14 protein-coding genes are annotated in these 16,318 nt (G+C 60.2%); 4 read left to right on the forward strand and 10 right to left on the reverse strand.

Features of this window, described 5'->3' with window-relative positions; all coding sequences use genetic code 11:
- Window positions 1-16: 16 nt before the first annotated feature.
- Complete coding sequence (yvcK, locus tag ACTJI7_RS05440) at window positions 17-925, forward strand: uridine diphosphate-N-acetylglucosamine-binding protein YvcK (RefSeq protein ID WP_028012420.1); 909 nt, start codon at window positions 17-19, stop codon at window positions 923-925.
- Between the two features lie 74 nt (window positions 926-999).
- Here yvcK and uvrB read toward each other — a convergent pair whose 3' ends face one another.
- The gene (gene uvrB / locus ACTJI7_RS05445) at window positions 1,000-3,015 is read right to left on the reverse strand and encodes an excinuclease ABC subunit UvrB (protein ID WP_028012419.1); all 2,016 of its coding nucleotides are present in this window, start codon (window positions 3,013-3,015) and stop codon (window positions 1,000-1,002) included.
- Window positions 3,016-3,765: 750 nt separating this feature from the next.
- Here uvrB and ACTJI7_RS05450 point away from each other — a divergent pair.
- On the forward strand, window positions 3,766-4,488 hold the full coding sequence (locus tag ACTJI7_RS05450) for an ABC transporter ATP-binding protein (RefSeq protein WP_236278434.1): 723 nt from the start codon (window positions 3,766-3,768) through the stop codon (window positions 4,486-4,488).
- Here ACTJI7_RS05450 and bioD read toward each other — a convergent pair.
- From bioD to bioB, 4 genes are read right to left on the reverse strand one after another with little or no spacing between them, the layout of a single operon-like run.
- Window positions 4,451-5,152, reverse strand: coding sequence for a dethiobiotin synthase (gene bioD, locus ACTJI7_RS05455; protein ID WP_069732602.1), 702 nt, complete (start codon window positions 5,150-5,152; stop codon window positions 4,451-4,453). The two genes, ACTJI7_RS05450 and bioD, sit on opposite strands and share 38 nt — an antisense overlap.
- Window positions 5,145-5,900 carry a malonyl-ACP O-methyltransferase BioC gene (gene bioC, locus ACTJI7_RS05460; RefSeq protein ID WP_045259949.1) on the reverse strand — a complete coding sequence of 252 codons (756 nt, stop codon included), beginning with the start codon at window positions 5,898-5,900 and terminating at the stop codon, window positions 5,145-5,147. The genes bioD and bioC overlap by 8 nt, the downstream gene beginning before the upstream one ends.
- Window positions 5,884-7,041: an 8-amino-7-oxononanoate synthase gene (gene bioF, locus ACTJI7_RS05465; protein ID WP_126326691.1), complete on the reverse strand. Its 1,158-nt coding sequence runs from the start codon at window positions 7,039-7,041 to the stop codon at window positions 5,884-5,886. The genes bioC and bioF overlap by 17 nt, the downstream gene beginning before the upstream one ends.
- On the reverse strand, window positions 7,038-8,078 hold the full coding sequence (gene bioB / locus ACTJI7_RS05470) for a biotin synthase BioB (RefSeq protein WP_126326693.1): 1,041 nt from the start codon (window positions 8,076-8,078) through the stop codon (window positions 7,038-7,040). The genes bioF and bioB overlap by 4 nt, the downstream gene beginning before the upstream one ends.
- A gap of 86 nt (window positions 8,079-8,164) precedes the next feature.
- Here bioB and bioA point away from each other — a divergent pair, with 86 nt between their 5' ends.
- The gene (gene bioA / locus ACTJI7_RS05475) at window positions 8,165-9,454 is read left to right on the forward strand and encodes an adenosylmethionine--8-amino-7-oxononanoate transaminase (protein WP_416173953.1); all 1,290 of its coding nucleotides are present in this window, start codon (window positions 8,165-8,167) and stop codon (window positions 9,452-9,454) included.
- A 48-nt stretch (window positions 9,455-9,502) separates the two neighbouring features.
- A complete protein-coding gene (locus ACTJI7_RS05480; RefSeq protein WP_063154683.1) occupies window positions 9,503-9,979 on the forward strand; it encodes a kinase inhibitor in 477 nt (158 codons plus the stop codon).
- Between the two features lie 84 nt (window positions 9,980-10,063).
- Here the strand turns inward: ACTJI7_RS05480 and hutH are convergent, their stop codons facing one another.
- The 5 genes from hutH to hutI all read right to left on the reverse strand — a co-directional run bounded on the left by hutH (window position 10,064) and on the right by hutI (window position 16,306).
- On the reverse strand, window positions 10,064-11,584 hold the full coding sequence (gene hutH / locus ACTJI7_RS05485; RefSeq protein ID WP_047367760.1) for a histidine ammonia-lyase: 1,521 nt from the start codon (window positions 11,582-11,584) through the stop codon (window positions 10,064-10,066).
- Window positions 11,581-13,269, reverse strand: coding sequence for a urocanate hydratase (hutU, locus tag ACTJI7_RS05490; RefSeq protein WP_063154684.1), 1,689 nt, complete (start codon window positions 13,267-13,269; stop codon window positions 11,581-11,583). Before hutU ends, hutH begins: the two co-directional genes overlap by 4 nt.
- Window positions 13,270-13,396: 127 nt before the next feature.
- On the reverse strand, window positions 13,397-14,131 hold the full coding sequence (locus ACTJI7_RS05495) for a histidine utilization repressor (protein ID WP_047367758.1): 735 nt from the start codon (window positions 14,129-14,131) through the stop codon (window positions 13,397-13,399).
- Window positions 14,132-14,150: 19 nt separating this feature from the next.
- On the reverse strand, window positions 14,151-15,089 hold the full coding sequence (gene hutG / locus ACTJI7_RS05500) for a formimidoylglutamase (protein ID WP_063154685.1): 939 nt from the start codon (window positions 15,087-15,089) through the stop codon (window positions 14,151-14,153).
- On the reverse strand, window positions 15,086-16,306 hold the full coding sequence (gene hutI, locus ACTJI7_RS05505; protein ID WP_063154686.1) for an imidazolonepropionase: 1,221 nt from the start codon (window positions 16,304-16,306) through the stop codon (window positions 15,086-15,088). The genes hutG and hutI overlap by 4 nt, the downstream gene beginning before the upstream one ends.
- Window positions 16,307-16,318: the final 12 nt, after the last annotated feature.

The raw sequence follows: 16,318 nt of genomic DNA on the forward strand, positions 1-16,318 counted from the left end.
GTGATAAGGAATACGTATGCGCAATCGCACTTTTGCGGATCTTGACCGAGTGGTCGCTCTTGGCGGAGGCCACGGCCTGGGCCGCGTCATGTCCTCTTTGTCGTCACTGGGCTCACGGCTGACAGGGATAGTGACAACCACCGACAACGGCGGCTCAACCGGGCGGATCAGGCGGGCTGAAGGCGGCATTGCCTGGGGAGATATGCGCAATTGCCTGAACCAGTTAATTACCGAGCCGAGCGTCGCGTCGGCGATGTTTGAGTACCGTTTTGGCGGCAATGGCGAACTTTCCGGGCATAACCTCGGAAATCTGATGTTAAAGGCGCTGGATCACCTGAGCGTACGGCCTCTGGAAGCCATCAACTTAATCCGTAATCTGCTCAAGGTGGATGCATTCCTGATCCCCATGTCTGAACAACCGGTTGACTTGATGGCAATCGATGCCGAAGGGCATGAAGTTTACGGCGAGGTGAATATTGACCAGCTCCTCCTGCCGCCAACGGAGTTGATGACCTATCCGAGCGTGCCCGCCACGCGAGAAGCGGTGGAGGCCATTGGTGAAGCGGATCTTATCCTGATCGGTCCAGGCAGTTTTTATACCAGCCTGATGCCCATTCTGCTGGTAAAAGAGCTGGCGCAGGCGCTGCGTCGCACCCCTGCCCCGATGGTCTATATCGGTAACCTGGGCCGTGAGCTGAGCCCGGCAGCGGCGAGCCTGTCGCTGGCGGACAAGCTGGACCTGATGGAGCAGTACGTCGGTAAGAAAATTATCGACGGTGTCGTGGTTGGGCCAAAAGTGGATGTGACAGGGATTGGCGATCGCGTGGTGGTGCAGGAGCCGCTGGAAGCCAGCGATATTAAATATCGTCACGACCGCCACCTGCTGCGCGAGGCGCTGGAGAAAGCGATTCAGGCGTTGGGTTAGGTTCGCTTTGTGCGGCCTGATGCCCTCACCCCAGCCCTCTCCCACGGAGAGAGGGGGAATACACGCCGCTTTACCTATGATGCCGCAATAAACAGATCCCGCAGCTGATGCAGCTGGTCGCGGATCTGCGCCGCCTCTTCGAACTCCAGGTTCTGGGCGTGCTGCATCATCTGCCCTTCCAGCTCGTGGATTTTCTGCTGCAGCGCCTTCGGCGTCAGTACGACGGTATCTTCTTCCACCACAGAACGTGCCTTGCCGCGGCCTTTCGCTTTGGTCTTCGCAATGTTCTGACCCAGCGCCAGAATATCCACCACCTTCTTGTTCAGCCCCTGCGGTGTAATGCCGTGCTCTTCGTTGTAGCGCTGCTGCTTCTCGCGTCGGCGTTCCGTTTCGCCAATCGCTTTCGCCATCGACGGGGTGATTTTGTCGCCGTACAGAATCGCTTTCCCGTTGACGTTACGCGCGGCGCGGCCAATGGTCTGGATCAGGGAGCGTTCAGAGCGCAGGAAGCCCTCTTTATCGGCGTCCAGAATCGCCACCAGCGAGACTTCCGGCATATCCAGACCTTCTCGCAACAGGTTGATCCCCACCAGCACGTCAAATTCGCCCAGACGCAGATCGCGGATAATCTCCATGCGCTCCACGGTGTCGATATCCGAGTGCAGATAGCGCACCTTCTCACCGTGTTCTTCAAGATACTCGGTCAGGTCTTCCGCCATGCGCTTGGTGAGCGTCGTCACCAGCACGCGCTCGTTGATGGCGGAACGGGCGCGGATCTCAGAGAGCAGATCGTCCACCTGGGTCGCCACCGGGCGCACTTCGATAATCGGATCCAGCAGCCCGGTCGGACGGACCACCTGGTCGATCACCTCATCGCCCGATTTTTCCAGCTCGTAGTTGCCCGGCGTAGCCGACACGTAGATGGTCTGCGGCGCCAGCGCCTCAAACTCTTCAAACTTCATCGGACGGTTATCCAGCGCTGACGGCAGGCGGAAGCCGTACTCCACCAGCGTCTCTTTACGCGCGCGGTCGCCGCGGTACATCCCGCCGATCTGCGGGATCGTGACGTGGGATTCGTCGATCACCAGCAGACCGTCGGCCGGAAGGTAGTCAAACAGCGTCGGCGGTGGCTCGCCCGGCCCGCGCCCGGAGAGGAAGCGCGAGTAGTTTTCGATACCCGAGCAGTAGCCCAGCTCGTTCATCATCTCCAGATCGAACTGGGTGCGCTGGCTCAGGCGCTGCTCTTCCAGCAGCTTATTGTTAGCCAGAAGCACCTTACGGCGCTCTGCAAGCTCCTCTTTGATCTCTTCCATCGCCTGCACGATACGCTCGCGTGGCGTCACGTAGTGCGTTTTAGGGTAGATGGTAAAACGCTGTATCACCGACTCAACGTGGCCGGTCAGCGGGTCGAACAGTGACAAACGCTCGACCTCTTCGTCAAACAGCTCGACGCGCAGCGCCATATCGTCCGATTCCGCCGGGAAGATGTCGATCACCTCACCGCGCACGCGGAACGTCCCGCGCTGGAAGGCCTGGTCATTACGGGTGTACTGCAGCTCGGCCAGACGGCGCAAAATTGCGCGCTGATCGATGATCATCCCCTGCGTCAGATGCAGCATCATCTTCAGATAGAGATCCGGATCGCCCAGGCCGTAAATCGCCGAAACAGACGCGACCACAACCACATCGCGTCGCTCAAGCAGCGCCTTGGTCGCAGACAGTCGCATCTGTTCGATGTGTTCGTTCACCGAAGCATCTTTCTCGATGAAGGTATCAGAGCTCGGCACATAGGCTTCCGGCTGGTAGTAATCGTAGTAGGAGACAAAATACTCCACCGCGTTTTCCGGGAAGAACTCTTTCATCTCGCCGTAAAGCTGTGCCGCGAGGGTTTTATTGGGTGCAAGCACCATCGTGGGGCGCTGCAGGTCAGCGATCACGTTGGCGACAGTAAACGTTTTGCCCGAGCCGGTTACCCCCAGCAGCGTCTGGTGCGCCAGCCCGTCTTCCAGCCCCTCTTTAAGACGACGGATCGCCTCAGGCTGATCGCCAGAGGGGCGGAAAGCAGAATTCAGTTTGAACGGTTTACTCATGGGCGACGACCTGATGACGTTATAAGCGGCAGGTGAGTAATTTTACTCGTTGTTGCCAGGAATGCCAGTAAAAAACACTGGATGAAAAACCAGTAGCGTGTCAGGATATTTAGCGTAGCGGCGGAGTCATTAGCGCGTTAGCGGACAAAATTTAGGCTCTGACGAGATAAAAAACCAGCCAGGTTGGGTTATCCCCAGAACTTTTTCTTTTTTAACATTTGTCAAGCCAGGTAATGATAGTTTTATGGCAACGAGTGACACTTTCATTACGGTAATTGCTTTTATCTAAGCAATTAAATTTTAAACGATATTTTCTAAAGCCGCGTTTCGCGTCAATTTGGGCGAAAGCCGCGTCTTCTCTCGCTTATCGCGTGTTTTCTAACTCTAATGCACATGGTTATCCACAGGAATAGTGGATAACTGCTTCCAGCCCGTGTAGACCGCCGCTCAGCAAATTCCCGGATTTTCCCACGAGGCGGCAACAAAAAATTTTTATAGCTCTTTTTTGACGATAAACAGTTGAGTCATTCATAACCAACAGATGCGATCCTGCTCACATTTCAGCCATTTTTCGTCCTGCACCACAACTCACCATTCCCGGCACCGTCGATGTGCAAGCCACGCGTTTTTACCCTGCTCTCCTGTGGCTTATTCCTAAAAAAGTCGTTTTTTTAATCGATTTCAGGTTTCTGGCAAGCGTTTTGCAGCTTCACGTCAGGCCTATCCCTACGCATTTTTAAGGAGAGAAAGATGTTGAGTCTGCGTGCAGTGAATCAGTTTTACGGAAGCCAACATACGCTATGGAACGTGAATTTGGATTTTCCGCAAGGGATGTGTACAGGCGTCATAGGCCTGCCGGGGATGGGCAAAACCACCCTGATGAACTGCATTACCGGAAACATCCCCGTCGAAAGCGGCACGATTATCTGGCATGAAGCGGGCGCACCGCCGCGTGATTTGCTCAGCCCGGCACCGGAACAACGTTCAGAGCCGGGAATAGGCTATGTGCCGCAGGACAGGCGTATTTTCTCTCAACTGACGATTGAGGAGAATCTGCATATTGCCATGCGGGCGATGGGGAAACCCGACCCGGCGGCGAAAAGCGACGTATACGATCTGTTCCCGGAACTCTACGCGCGACGTCAGACGCGGGGCAATGCCCTTTCGCCAGAGGATCAGTATCAGCTTGCCCTGGCGAATGCACTGGTCAACCGCCCGCGGATGCTGATTCTGGATGAGCCTACGCATGGGGCAGGACACGGATTTGCCCAGAAGCTGGCGCAGCTGCTGGGGCGCTTAAACCGAGAGTTAGGCATGACGGTGCTGCTGGCGGAGCAGCAGCTGTCGTTTATCCGCCGGGTGGCGGATCGGTTTTGCATGCTTTATCGCGGGCGTAACGTGGCTCAGGGCCACGTTAGCGAGCTGAACGATGAGCTCATTGCCCACTGGATGTCGCGGGAAGCAAGACGCTGAGGTCGAGATAACGCCCGGTTTCGGCCTGCTCAGCATCGCCAGCAATCCAGGGGATTTCCCCGAGGAACGGTGCCGGGAGCACGCGCTTGAGGGTCGCCAGATACTCCTGATGCCGCCTGCCCGGCGCAACCACGTCGTTGGCTATCCAGCCTGCCAGCGTCAGCCCTGCCTGCTGAACGGCCTGCGCCGTCAGCATGGCGTGATTGATGCAGCCCAGCTTCACGCCGACGACCAGAATGACCGGAAGCCGCTCGGCCTGCACCCAGTCAGCAAAGGTCTGCGTGTCCGAAAGTGGCGTAAACCAGCCTCCCGCGCCTTCCACCAGCACCCAGTCGGCCTGGCTTTCCAGCGTCCGTAACCCGGCAGACAGCACGGCGAAATCAATCGGACGGCCTTCGTCAGCGCTGATAATGTGCGGCGACGTCGGCTCGGCAAAGGTATAGGGGTTCACCGCCGAATAGGCAAGCTCAAGGCTACTGTTACGCTGGAGCGCCAGCGCGTCGGTGTTGCGTAACCCTTCCGCCGTCATCTCGCTGCCGGAAGCCACGGGCTTATATCCGGCGGTGTTTTTTCCGAGCCGTCGTGCCGCCTGCAGCAGCGCAGCGCTGGCAACCGTTTTGCCCACTTCCGTATCCGTGCCGGTAACAAAATAACGTTCAGTCACGTTCGATAATCCCATGAAAAAGTTGATAAGAGAGCGGGAAAAGGCCCCGCTGCTGCGGCCAGGCCAGCTCCAGGCGTTGCAGCTGCCCCCGGGTCAGCGGTTTTTTCTCCCGCCCGGCGTGCAGGTGCGTGGCGCCGATACCCTTCAGAGAGCGCATGGCGCTGAACGCGTCGCTAAAATTAAGCGTGATGGTTTGCACCGTGCTGCGACAGCGCCAGCCTGCCAGCGCCTGCGTCACCTGCTCATACGATAAAAAGCGGTTCGCGTGCGGCTGCTCATCCACCGCTTTCCACGCCTGATTCAGCTCCGGCAGCGAACTTTCCAGCAAGGTGGTAAAGGCCACCTTTCCGCCCGGTCGTGCGACGCGATAAAGCTCGCGTAACGCCTGCGGCAGGCTGCTGCACCACTGCACCGCCAGATGGCTCCAGACCAGATCGAACTGCGCGTCCGCCAGCGGGATCGCCTCGATATCCGCCACTACATAGTGGTGCGCCGCCTGCTGCTGGCGCGCCTCGTCCAGCATGGCGGGCGACAGGTCGATGGCCGTCACCTCGCTCCCCGCCTCGCGCCAGTAGCGGCTGTTGCTGCCGGGACCACAGCCGGCGTCCAGCACCTGCGGGAAGCGGTTCTCGCCAAGCGCGGCCAGAAGCCCCTGCGCGCTCTGGCGCTGGAGTTCATCGTGCTGCGAATAGCTCCGCGCGGCCCGGCCAAATGCCGCCGCAACGGCCTGCTTATTCACCGGCATCATGAAGCGCCTCCAGCAGCGTCTGGATATCCTGCGCCTCATGCGCCGCCGTCAGGGTTAAGCGCAGACGCGCGGTGCCCGGCGGAACGGTTGGCGGACGAATGGCCGTTACCCACATCCCCCGCTCGCGCAGCGCCTGGGCCAGCGCCAGCGCGCGGCCGTTTTCGCCGACAATCACGGGCTGGATGGCGCTCTGCGAATCGGGACTCTGGAAGGGAAGCGCCGCCAGTCCCTGACGGAAGCAGGAGATGTGCTCTGCCAGTTGCTGACGGCGTTCATCCCCTTCTGCGCTACGGATCACCGCCAGCGACGCCGACAGCGCCACGGCCTGCGCCGGGGGCATGCTGGTGCTGTAGATGAGGTGACGGGCAAACTGCAGCAGATAGTCGGCGACAGATTCGCTGCACAGCACGGCGGCGCCGCTGACGCCAAAGCCTTTGCCGAAGGTAACCACCAGCAGTTCCGGCTTCACGTTTTGTTGATGGGCGCTGCCGCGTCCTTCATCGCCCATCACGCCAGTGCCGTGAGCATCATCGACCAGCAGCCAGGCGTTTTGCCGCTTTGCGGCCTCGTGAAGCGCGGCAAGCGGCGCACTGTCGCCGTCCATGCTGAACACCCCTTCCGTGACTGCCAGCTGTTGCCCGTCGCAGGGTTTGTCCAGCAGCGAGGCGAGCTGTGACGCATCGTTATGGGCAAAACGCCGCAGCTGGGCGGGACTTAAGTTTGCAGCCTCCAGCAGGGAGGCGTGGCTTAAACGGTCGGCGACAATGCGGTCCTCTTTCCCCATCATGGCCGCGATGACCGCCTGATTGGCGGCAAAGCCGGAGATAAACAGCAGCGCGCGCGGATAGCCCAGCCAGTCGGCCAGCTCTTCCTCCAGCGCCTGATGCGCCGTGGTGTATCCGCTGACGTGCCCCGAGCCACCGCTGCCCACGCCAAACCGCTCCGCGCCCTGCTGCCAGGCGCGGACGATGGCCGGATGCTGGCTCAGCCCGAGATAGTCATTGCTGGAGAAATTACAAAACTGCCGTCCCTCGCGGGTCAGAAAACGGCCCGCGCCGTTTTCCACCACCCTGCGAACGCGAAACGCCTCTGCCGCCCGGCGTTCTTCCAGCGCGGCATTAATCCGTACCTGCCAGGTCATACGGCTGCCGCGTTGTAGAACTGGTCGGTGTCGGCGTTGAAAATCTGCTGCTCCAGCTGCTGCTGTTGCTCGTTATCGCCCTTCAACACCCCGGTCTGGTGAGGGTTCAGCCCCAGCTTGCGGAACAGCTGGACGTCTTTGTCCTCTTCCGGGTTCGGCGTGGTCAGCAGCTTGCAGCCGTAGAAGATCGAGTTGGCGCCGGCCATAAAGCACATCGCCTGGGTCTGCTCGTTCATCTGCTCGCGGCCCGCAGAGAGGCGAACGTAAGACGTTGGCATCATGATGCGCGCCACCGCGATGGTGCGAATAAAATCAAACGCATCCACGTCCTCGTTATCCGCCAGCGGCGTGCCCTTGACCTTCACCAGCATGTTGATGGGCACGCTTTCCGGCGGGGTCGGCAGGTTCGCCAGCTGCAGCAGCAGGCCCGCGCGGTCTTTCACCGTTTCGCCTAAGCCCACGATGCCGCCGGAGCAGACCTTGATCCCCGCATCACGCACTTTATCCAGCGTGTCCAGGCGCTCCTGATAGGTGCGCGTGGTGATGATGTTGCCGTAAAATTCCGGCGAGGTATCAAGGTTGTGGTTGTAGTAGTCCAGCCCCGCGGCAGAGAGGCGCTGCGCCTGCTCCTCGTTCAGCGTGCCGAGCGTCATACAGGCTTCGAGGCCCATCTCCTTCACGCCCTTCACCATCTGCTCCAGATAGGGCATATCGCGATCGTGCGGGTTCTTCCACGCCGCGCCCATGCAGAAGCGGGTTGAGCCCGCGTTTTTGGCCTTGCGCGCGGAGTCGAGCACCTGCTCCACTTCCATCAGACGCTCGGATTCGAGACCGGTTTTGTAGCGCGCGCTCTGCGGGCAATATTTGCAGTCTTCGGGGCAGGCGCCGGTCTTGATCGACAGTAGCGTGCTGACCTGAACATGACGCGGATCGAAGTGCTGACGATGCACCTGTTGCGCTTCAAACATCAGCTCAAGGAAAGGTTTGTTGAATAATTCAGTAACTTGCGACATCGTCCAGCGTGCGTGGTGAGCCATTGGGCTTCTCCAAAGGGTTTTGTTAATTTTCGGTTCGGTTTATACTCGTAAACCTAAAACTTTTCAAAATGGTTTACAAGTCGATTATGACCCAGGACGATCTCGCCTTCGACAAGCAGCATATCTGGCACCCTTACACCTCCACTACCCGCCCCCTTCCCGTCTATCCGGTAGCCTCTGCCCACGGCTGCGAGCTGCATCTCGCCAGCGGCGAGCGGCTGGTTGACGGAATGTCCTCCTGGTGGGCGGCCATTCACGGATACAACCATCCGCGCCTGAACGCGGCGATGAAGGCCCAGATTGACCAGATGTCGCACGTGATGTTTGGCGGGATCACCCATCAGCCCGCGGTGGATTTATGCCGTCGCCTGGTGGCGATGACGCCTGAATCGCTGGAGTGCGTTTTCCTGGCCGATTCCGGCTCGGTGGCGGTGGAAGTGGCGATGAAGATGGCGCTGCAGTACTGGCATGCGAAGGGCGAAACGCGCCAGCGGTTCCTCACCTTCCGCAACGGCTATCACGGGGATACCTTCGGGGCGATGTCGGTGTGCGATCCGGACAACTCCATGCACAGCCTGTGGAAGGGCTATCTGCCGGAAAACCTGTTTGCCCCTGCGCCGCAAAGCCGCTTCGACGGTGAATGGAACGAGACGGACATGGTGGGCTTCGCGCGGCTGATGGCGGCGCATCGCCATGAAATCGCCGCCGTTATTCTCGAACCGATCGTGCAGGGCGCGGGCGGAATGCGGATGTACCATCCGGAATGGCTGAGGCGCATTCGCAAGATGTGCGACCGCGAGGGCATTCTGCTGATTGCCGATGAAATTGCCACCGGCTTTGGCCGCACCGGCAAGCTGTTTGCCTGCGAACACGCGGGCATTGCGCCGGATATTCTGTGTCTGGGTAAAGCGCTGACTGGCGGCACCATGACGCTCTCCGCCACCCTCACCACTCATCAGGTTGCCGACACCATCAGCGACGGCGAGGCGGGCTGCTTTATGCACGGCCCGACGTTTATGGGCAACCCGCTGGCCTGCGCCGTGGCAAGCGAAAGCCTCGCCATTCTGGAGAGCGGCGAGTGGCAGACGCAGGTCGCGGCGATTGAGGCACAGCTGAAAGGAGAGCTGAGCGCCGCCTCGGGGGCGAATTTTGTGGCGGACGTGCGCGTGCTGGGTGCCATCGGGGTGATTGAAACCACCCGCCCGGTGAACATGGCGGCGCTGCAACGCTTCTTCGTTGAGCAGGGCGTCTGGGTGCGGCCTTTCGGCAAGCTTATCTACCTGATGCCGCCGTACAGCATCACGCCGGAGCAGTTGCGTAAATTAACCGACGCGGTCGTAACAGCCGTTAACATTCCCGCGCATTTCGCGATTTAATTCCATGCGTTACACTTCCTGAACGAGTGAATAACGAGGGTAAACCGTATGAAAATCATTAGTAAAGATCTGCGCGACGGTGAAAAACTCCCCGAACGCCACGTTTTCAACGGCATGGGCTATCAGGGGGATAATATCTCCCCGCACCTGGCGTGGGACGACGTTCCTGCAGGAACCAAAAGCTTTGTCGTGACCTGCTACGACCCGGACGCGCCGACCGGCTCGGGCTGGTGGCACTGGGTTGTGGCGAACCTGCCCGCCGACACGCGCGTGCTGCCGCAGGGTTCCGGTTCAGACCTGGTTGCCCTGCCTGAAGGTGCCATTGAGACGCGCACTGACTTTGGTAAAGCGGGCTACGGCGGCGCAGCGCCACCAAAAGGGGAAACCCACCGCTATATCTTCACGGTGCACGCGCTGGATGTGGAGAAGATTGAGATCGATGAAGGCGCGAGCGGCGCGATGGTCGGGTTTAACGTGCATTTCCATTCCCTGGGGAGCGCGTCGATTACGGCGATGTATTCCTGAAAAAAGCCGGGTGGCGGCTACGCCTTACCCGGCCTGGATTTCGCATTCGTAGGCCCGGTAAGCGCAGCGCCACCGGGCAAAACATCACAGCACCGAAGGTAGCAGTCCTACAAGGCGTCCCTCTTCCAGAAGCTGCATCGCCTTATCAATATCCGGCGCAAAGAAGCGGTCGTCATCGTAATGCGTGACGTGCTCGCGCAGCACATGGCGCGCCTGCTCCAGCAGCGGGCTGGATTTAAGCCCTTCGCGCAGATCGATACCCTGACACGCCGCCAGCCACTCCACCGCCAGCACGCCGCGGGTGTTGGAGGCCATTTCCCAGAGACGACGCCCGGCAGCGGGTGCCATCGAAACGTGATCTTCCTGGTTCGCCGAAGTTGGCAGGCTGTCCACGCTGTGCGGGTGCGACAGGGCTTTGTTCTCGCTTGCCAGCGCTGCGGCCGTCACCTGAGCGATCATAAAGCCTGAGTTAACCCCGCCGTTACGCACCAGGAACGGTGGCAGCTGGGACATGTGTTTATCCATCATCAGCGCGATGCGGCGCTCGGATAACGCCCCGACTTCGGCAATCGCCAGCGCGATATTATCCGCCGCCATCGCCACCGGCTCGGCGTGGAAATTGCCCCCGGAGACCACCTCGTTTTCCTCGGCGAATACCAGCGGGTTGTCGGAGACCGCGTTGGCCTCCACCAGCAGCACCTCTGCTGCCTGGCGCAGCTGCGTCAGGCACGCGCCCATCACCTGCGGCTGACAGCGCAGGGAATACGGATCCTGCACCTTCTCGCAGTTATGGTGTGAATCCGCAATCTCACTCGTGTCGGTGAGCACGTGGCGGTACATGGCGGCGGCATCAATCTGCCCGCGCTGGCCGCGCACCGCGTGAATACGCGCGTCAAACGGACGACGCGAGCCGAGCACCGCCTCGGTGGTCAGCGCACCGCACACCACCGCGGAGGCGAACAGATCTTCCGCTTCAAACAGGCCGCGCAGCGCAAAGGCCGTCGACGCCTGCGTGCCGTTGAGCAGCGCCAGCCCCTCTTTTGCCGCGAGAGTGATTGGCGTTAAGCCGGCTTTTGCCAGCGCTTCTTTCGCAGGGAGCCACTCGCCCTGCCAGCGCGCTTTGCCCTCACCCAGCAGCAGCAGCGACATGTGCGCCAGCGGGGCGAGATCGCCGGAGGCACCGACGGAACCTTTTGCCGGGATCCACGGATAGACTTCTGCATTCACCAGGGCCATCAGCGCCTGGATCACGCTCAGGCGAATGCCCGAGAAACCGCGCGCCAGGCTGTTGATTTTGAGCACCATCATCAAACGGACAATCTCATCATCCAGCGGCTGGCCGACGCCTGCCGCGTGCGACAGCACCAGCGAACGCTGTAAGTTTTCCAGATCGTGCGTGGCGATGCGGGTCTGCGCCAGCAGGCCAAAGCCGGTGTTAATCCCGTAGGCGGTGCGCCCTTCGGCAACAATCGCTTCTACGCAGGCGACGCTGTCGTTTATCGCGGCGTGGGCGCTTTCATCAAGTGAAAGGGTGACCGGCTGGCGCCAGACGTTACGCAGCTGTTTGAGCGTCAGCGAGCCGGGAGTGAGTGTTAACGCGTTCATGCATGCTTTCCTTGTGTGGCAGGGATCATCGGCAGGTTCAGTCCCTGCTCTTTGGCACAGTCAATGGCAATCTCGTAACCCGCATCCGCGTGACGCATCACGCCGGTTGCCGGGTCGTTGTGCAGCACGCGGGCGATGCGCGCGGCCGCTTCATCGGTTCCGTCACAGACAATGACCATACCTGAGTGCTGGGAGAAGCCCATCCCGACGCCGCCGCCGTGGTGCAGAGAGACCCAGGTGGCGCCGCTGGCGGTATTCAGCAAGGCATTAAGCAATGGCCAGTCGGAGACCGCGTCAGATCCGTCGCGCATGGCTTCGGTTTCACGGTTTGGGCTGGCGACGGAGCCGGAGTCCAGATGGTCGCGGCCAATGACGATAGGCGCGGAGACTTCACCGCTGCGCACCATTTCGTTGAAGGCCAGACCCAGCTTTTGCCGCCACTCCAGCCCTACCCAGCAGATGCGCGCCGGCAAGCCCTGGAAGCTGATGCGTTCGCGAGCCATATCCAGCCAGTGGTGCAGGTGTTCGTCGTCTGCGACGATCTCCTTCACTTTAGCGTCAGTTTTGTAGATATCCTGCGGATCGCCGGACAAGGCCACCCAGCGGAACGGGCCGATGCCGCGGCAGAACAGCGGACGGATATAGGCAGGCACGAAGCCGGGGAAGTCGAAGGCGTTATTCACGCCCATCTCTTTCGCCATCTGGCGGATGTTGTTGCCGTAGTCAAAGGTTGGAATGCCCAACTGGCTGAAGGCCAGCATCGCGGAGACGTGTTCCGCCATCGAACGCTTAGCCGCCAGTACCGTGCCTTCAGGGTCGGTTTCCGCTTTTTGCTGGTAGTCTTCCCACGTCCAGCCTTTTGGCAGGTAACCGTGCAGCGGGTCATGGGCGCTGGTCTGGTCGGTAACGAGATCCGGACGCACGCCGCGGGCAACCAGCTCCGGCAGAATATCCGCCGCGTTACCGCACAGGGCAATCGACATCGCTTTGCCTTCGGACGTGTATTTTTTGATGCGCGCCAGCGCGTCATCGAGATTCTCGGCCTGTTCGTCGACGTAACGGGTACGCAGACGGAAATCAATGCGGCTCTGCTGGCATTCAATGTTCAGCGAGCACGCGCCGGCCAGCGTGGCGGCCAGCGGCTGCGCGCCGCCCATCCCGCCCAGACCGGCGGTAAGCACCCAGCGGCCCTTCAGCGAGCCGTTATAGTGCTGACGCCCCGCTTCCACGAAGGTTTCGTAGGTGCCCTGCACAATCCCCTGGCTGCCGATGTAGATCCAGCTCCCGGCGGTCATCTGGCCATACATCGCCAGCCCTTTCGCGTCCAGCTCGTTGAAGTGTTCCCAGGTGGCCCAGTGCGGCACGAGGTTAGAATTGGCGATCAGCACGCGCGGCGCGTTCTTATGGGTTTTAAATACGCCAACCGGCTTGCCGGACTGCACCAGCAGGGTTTCGTCGTGTTCGAGTTCGGTCAGGGATTTTACAATTGCGTCATAGCATTCCCAGTTGCGTGCGGCACGGCCTATGCCGCCGTAGACCACCAGTTCGTGGGGGTTTTCCGCCACCTCAGGATCAAGGTTGTTCATCAACATGCGCAGCGGGGCTTCGGTGAGCCAGCTTTTGGCAGTAAGCGTGGTGCCGCGCGCGGCGCGGACGTCCTGCTGGCGGTATTTACCTGACGACATTGTGTGCTCCTCATAAGGGACAGATGATGCATTTAGATATACTTGTATAGACAAGCACACACAAGGTCGGATTTAACAAAAAAGATACAATTTTGTTATATTGCGTTAGCGATCACGCTTATAAAACTTATGACATAAAGTGGCCCTGCAGCCGGTAACGGTTCCCCGGGAAAAGCAGTCGGGCATGCGACACGATATGCGATGATGACCAGGTACGACGGCGGATCAGCAGGCACGGATCGTGTTCTTTAATGCGCAACAGCTCGCACTCCTGCGGCGTCGCGCGTACGGCCTCCACAATGTGCTCCCCTTCCGTGAGCGGTGCAACGAGCGAGAGATACGCGTGCGGCGTGGTGTGGGTGTAATCCTGGTTCAGGTATTCCGGTATCCGCTCTGCGTTGACGCAGCGATCTTCAATCTGCACCGGAATGTCGTTTTCAAAATGCACCATCACAGAGTGGAAGATGCGGCTACCCTCTTTGACATTTAGCTCAACGGCCTGCTCGGCGCTGGCCTGGGTCTCTTCCAGCACCAGCACTTCGCAGCGGTGCTGATGATTACGCGAGGTTATCTCATCGGCAATGCTGCGGATTTCAAACAGGGCGGACTGCCCTTTCGGTTCCGCCACGAACGTCCCCACGCCCTGCAGGCGCACCAGAAGTCCTTCGTCGGTGAGCTCGCGCAGCGCCCGGTTGACGGTCATCCGGCTAAAACCGAACTGCGCCACCAGCTCGGCCTCCGACGGAATGCGATCGTGCGGGCGCCAGACGCCGGTAGCAATCTTTTCGCTGATCGCCTGCTTCACCTTTTCATAAAAAGGCGCGGGCGGGCTCGGTTGCGGCAGGGGTGAGCGTGAAAACATCGTGACTCCTTTAATAGTGTTATGCCCACCAGTGAGCAATTTGCCAGGCCAGACGGGCAGCGAGCTTTGCGCCCTGTCCGTCCCGATCGTACTGCGGGTTAAACTCTACCAGATCGGCGGCCTGCAGCTTACCGCTGCGGCAGATTTGTTCAATAACCGGCATAAGATCCATTGCCGGGACGCCTAACGCCGCAGGGGCGGAAACGGCAGGCATTTCGCCCGCGGGCAGGACGTCCAGATCGATCGTCAGATAGACACGATCGGCCTGCGCCAGCACCTTTTCCAGCGCCGATAATGCCTCGCGTCTGAAATGAAGATCCTCCACCAGCGTGACGTTCAGGCGCTCGGCCTCATCCCACAGCGCCTGCGTGTTCGCCGCCCGGCTCACGCCAAAGCAGGCGTACTGAAATGCCCGCCCGCGCTCAGCGCAGTAATGCGCCAGCTGACGAAACGGCGTGCCGGACGTCGCCCGGTCGGCCTTGCGCAGATCGAGATGCGCATCCAGGTTTATCACCGCCACGCGCTCGCCGGGGAATGCATCCAGAACACCCCGTCCATGCGCCCAGGCAGTTTCATGCCCGCCGCCAAACACCAGCGTGCGCATCCCGGACTGCTGGCAGGCCGTCACGGCATCGCTTAACGCCCGCTGCGCGGGTTCAAGCTCATCGCCTTCAACGTACACCGAGCCCATATCCGCCAGCCGTTCGTGTCCCTGATGGCTTGCCATATTCGCCAGCGCTTTGCGCAGAATATCAGGGGCCTGCGCGGCGCCGGGCCTGCCCTGATTGCGTTTAACACCTGCATCGCATTCAAAGCCTATCAGCGCGATGCCGGATGAAAGCGGCGTGAACTGCGCCTGCTGTTGTATCGTCTGGAAAATGCGCGTTGCATTGCTGGCTTCGGCGCTGTCGTCTCGCCCCTGCCAGACCGTTTCGGCGACGGGCCGCCATAACTTCATACTGCCTCCCCACGGAAAATACGTTGATACAGCGGATTGCGTCCCGGCTCGTAGACCATCTCCACCGGGTGGTGAGCATCCCAGACGATAAAATCAGCGACAAACCCCGACTGCAGCTGCCCGTGCGTTGCGCCGCGGCCCAGCGCCTGCGCCGCATGGCGCGTGACGCCAGCCCAGGCCTCTTCGGGCGTCAGGCCAAACTGGACGCAGGCCATATTCATCGCCAGGTGCAGGCTGGCAAACGGGCTGGTGCCGGGGTTATAGTCGGTGGCGACGGCCATCGGCACACCACGTTTTCGGAGCTGATCAACCGGCGGACGCTGGCGCTCCTGCAGAAAATAGAACGCGCCGGGGAGCAGTACCGCAACCGTACCGCTTTGCGCCATCGCCTGCACGCCCGCGTCGTCGAGATATTCGATATGATCGGCCGACAGTCCGTTATATTGGCTGACCAGCGCCGCTCCGCCCTGATTCGACAGCTGTTCAACATGCCCTTTCACCGGGATACCGAGCGCGGCGGCGGCCTGGAAGAGGCGCTCGGTTTGCGACGGGGTAAAGCCGACGTTTTCACAAAACACGTCTACTGCTTCATATAACTCTTTTTGCCACAGCGTGGGCAGGATCTGCTCGCAAACCAGCGCGAGGTACGCATCCGGATCCTGTCGGTATTCCGGCGGAACCGCATGGGCCGCCAGCAGCGTTGGGCTGATATCAACCGGATTATCGAGGCTCAGCTGGCGGGCAACCTGCAGCATCTTCTCTTCGGCCTCGGCGTTGAGTCCGTATCCCGATTTGATTTCAACGGTCGTTACACCTTCATTCATCAGACGCTGGAGCCGCTGCTGCGCAAGTTTCAGCAGGGTTTCCAGGGAACTGCTGCGCGTTGCCGTCACGGTGGCGTTAATCCCGCCCCCCTGAGCGCTGATGGTCTGGTAAGAGACGCCGTTCAGACGCTGTTCCCACTCCGCCGCGCGGTCGCCGCCAAATACCAGATGGGTATGGCAGTCAATCAGGCCAGGCGTGACCAGACGTCCCTCAAGATCGATGACGTGACGGTGTCCGGAAGGAAGGTCAGATTCAGGAAGCACGCCAAGGATAGTTTGGCCGCGCACGACCAGCGCGTGCTGCTCTTTCAGGCCATAAGGCGCGGATGTATCGGGAACCATTGTTGCCAGGCGCGCATTTCGCCATATAACATCGTCAGGTTGAAGCTGCATGGGCATTCCACT

This window comes from Enterobacter sp. 22499 (assembly GCF_052044815.1).
GTDB lineage: Bacteria > Pseudomonadota > Gammaproteobacteria > Enterobacterales > Enterobacteriaceae > Enterobacter > Enterobacter bugandensis.